We start from the raw sequence: 2,785 nt of genomic DNA, 5'->3' as shown, positions 1-2,785 counted from the left end.
CACCGAGATGGACGAGATCGCCGGCCTGATCGACCGCGTCCTGACCACCACCGAGCCCGGCACCACCTCGAAGGGCGCGCCGTCCAAGGCCCAGCACATCCTGGACCCGAAGATCGCGGACGAGATCTCCCACCGCGCCGCTGAGCTGCTCACCGACTTCCCGCTGTACCCGGAGATCGACCTCGGCTGACGCGGAGTTGGCACACCGGAATAGAGCCGCGCACGTCAAGATGGGCGCGGTTCAGCTGACAGTGTCCTTCTGGTCCGGTACCACGCTGCCATCGTCGCGCAGCAGCGGAGCCGAAGTGCCGTCCGACTTCGTCAATGCCGTCGTCGAGCACGGATAAGGGTCCGTGACCTGTTTCTTCGGGGCAATGAACATCGGATTGATCAGCCATCTGCCGTCGGCGTTGTCGTAGGCACGGCACATCAGTTCCGGCTTGTTGCGGTTGATCACGAGGTGCACGGCGGTGGCATCGCCGACGAATGTGACATCGGTGACCGAGTCGCCGGCCGCCAGGATCTGGCGCCGCTCGATGGGGAGCTGCTCGAACGCCGCCGGACCCTTGACCCCGAATATCGCCTGGTTGGCCCAGCAACGCTTGCCGTCGACGTAGGTCATGACCGAGTCGTCACCGTCGGGAACACCGCCGCAGCCCTGCAGATGAGTGGTCTGCTTGCCGTTCTCGTACACGCTGCGGACGCCGACGACGTGGTTCGCGTCGACGCCGACCTCGCCGGCCCATACCTTCACGATCGGCTCCGGGGAAGCCGACACGACCCAGGTGTCGATGCCGTTCGCCCGCAGCGTGCCGATCAGGTCCTTGATCTGCGGGTACACCCGGATGTAGCCGTCGACCTGCTGCGATCCGACGGTCTGCGTCGCACCCTCGGCCGCGCCGAGGTTCTCTTTCTTCGTGGCGTCGGCGAACTCGGCGAGCTGATCGGCCGTATAGCCCGCCGACAGCGCGGTGCCCCACGAGTACGAGCCGATCAGCCGGCGCGCGTCGTAGCCGGCAAATGCGGGCTGGCCGGCGCGGGTCTTGTCATCGAGGATCGCAACGATCTCGTCGGCGCACGCGGTGTTGGTGCTCGTCTTCAGCGGTTCGCCGGCGGGCACATCGGTGCCGCATGCCGCCTTCAGGGCCGCTGCCGCCGTGTCCGTCATATAGCGGTCGGTCGTCTTCCAATCCTGATTTGCCGGCTGCAGGATCTTGTCATTGCGCAGCATCCAGTAATTGGTGCCGTAGCCGATGTCGTTCTTCACGACCGTGTTGTCCCAGTCGAAGATTGCTACCGGAGCCGATGAACCGGAAAACGTCCCGGTACAAGAACTATGGGCGTCGATCGCGGTCTGCAACTTCTGCCGAACGTCTCCGTACCAGGTCAGGCTCGGGTCCAACTTACGACATTGAGTCCCGTCCGGTTTGGCGCCACTGCCACCGCCACAGGCGGCAAGCGCCATTGCCGCGAGGAGCGAGACGACGGCGGCCATGGTTGTTCGTCGGCCGTCGCGCATCCCGTACCCCCCGCGGAGCCAATTTGCGACGACAGTAACAAGGGACGCAACAGGTGCATATAGCGCAACTCACGCCATCGCCCGAGCGCGGCGGGAGCGGCGCAAATCTCGGGCCCGGTGGGTGGGGGAGTGCGCGGTCGTCGGGCCCGGTGGGTGGGGGAGTGCGCGGTCGTCAGCGACCGCCGCGATCGAACCGAGCGTGCTGTGCGAGCAGCTACTTCAGGCCGACGACGATGGACTCCGGACCGACCAGGTGCTGGACGTAGCACTCACGGAACCCTGCCTCGGCCATCCAGCCCCGGCAGTCCGCACCGGTGTAGTCGAATCCGTCGTGGCTCAGCACGAGCATGTTCAGGCTCATGAGGAGCCCGGCGGCGTTGGTCCGGCGCTCGTCGTCGATCAGCATCTCGTAGACGATCACCGCGCCGTTCGACGCAGCCCTTGCGCACGCTCGACGCGTTCGCCGGGCTCGTCAGTGCCTATCGGTAGCCACACTCGCCGGGATCGGCTCGGCCAGAGCCGCTCGTGAGGGAGCCGCCTGGAAGGGGTCGGCGAAGTACTGGGTCTCGTGCGTCACGAGACCGTCGGTGAACTCCATGATGCTCACCGAGTGGGTGGTTGCGCCGTCATAGGTGATCACGCATTCACTCACCCAGAGATCACCGCTGCCCGAGATCCGGCCGATGGTGAAATGGCGCTCGGCCGGGTGTCCGCCGCGTTGCGCCTGGATCTTCGAGCGGCCCCGGAAGCGCTCCCCGGACTGGGGGTAGTCCAAGATCGCGTCCACAGCGTAGATCGCGTGCTCAGTGTCGATGTCCCCGAGCTCGGAGGCCTTCCAGTGCTCCTCTATCCGGGCCCGGGTCTCGCGAGTCATTATCTTCCTCATCATCGACCGAGAAGATCAGCAGTACCGGAGACCTCGTGCACACCTTAGCGACGACAACACGGGGGCGGACCGAACCGACGCGCAGTTGCGTGCGTACTCGGTGGTCGCGCTCTTGACCGCCGCTGATCGGAAATCAGCGTGGCGGAAGACCGTCGAGTACGCGCCGGAAAACTTTGGTCATCGTAGCAATTTCTTGATCATCAAGTTGGTCGATGAAGTGCCGGCGGACGGCCTCCACATGTGCGGGCGCCGCGTCCTCGATGGCTCGTCGACCATCGGCGGTGATCTCGACTATCGATCCGCGGGCGTCGTCTGGGGCCACGGATCGGGAGACGAGTCCCCGCCGTTCCATCCTCCCTACCAGGTGTGACAGTCGGGTC

4 protein-coding genes and 1 pseudogene are annotated in these 2,785 nt (G+C 65.4%); 2 read left to right on the top strand and 3 right to left on the bottom strand.

What is annotated here, in order from left to right; translation table 11 throughout:
- Positions 1–190: glycine hydroxymethyltransferase (locus tag VGH85_21090; GenBank protein ID HEY2176310.1), on the top strand; the 190-nt coding region annotated here is incomplete at its 5' end.
- A gap of 51 nt (positions 191–241) precedes the next feature.
- Here the strand turns inward: VGH85_21090 and VGH85_21085 are convergent.
- From VGH85_21085 to VGH85_21075, 3 genes and pseudogenes are all read right to left on the bottom strand, one after another.
- A complete protein-coding gene (locus VGH85_21085; GenBank protein HEY2176309.1) occupies positions 242–1,465 on the bottom strand; it encodes an HAD family hydrolase in 1,224 nt (407 codons plus the stop codon).
- Positions 1,466–1,733: 268 nt separating this feature from the next.
- Positions 1,734–1,970: pseudogene (locus VGH85_21080) on the bottom strand (methyltransferase).
- A gap of 21 nt (positions 1,971–1,991) precedes the next feature.
- Positions 1,992–2,393 (bottom strand): nuclear transport factor 2 family protein, encoded by a 402-nt coding sequence (locus VGH85_21075; protein HEY2176308.1) that lies wholly within the window; start codon positions 2,391–2,393, stop codon positions 1,992–1,994.
- A 112-nt stretch (positions 2,394–2,505) separates the two neighbouring features.
- On the opposite strand from VGH85_21075, the gene VGH85_21070 reads away from it, so the two are divergent.
- Positions 2,506–2,775, top strand: coding sequence for a hypothetical protein (locus VGH85_21070; protein HEY2176307.1), 270 nt, complete (start codon positions 2,506–2,508; stop codon positions 2,773–2,775).
- The last annotated feature ends 10 nt before the right edge of the window (positions 2,776–2,785 follow it).

The organism is Mycobacteriales bacterium (assembly GCA_036497565.1).
Taxonomy (GTDB): Bacteria; Actinomycetota; Actinomycetes; order Mycobacteriales; family QHCD01; genus DASXJE01.
Note: the sequence above shows the minus strand (reverse complement) of the source record. Positions and strands in the feature narration are given on the sequence as shown.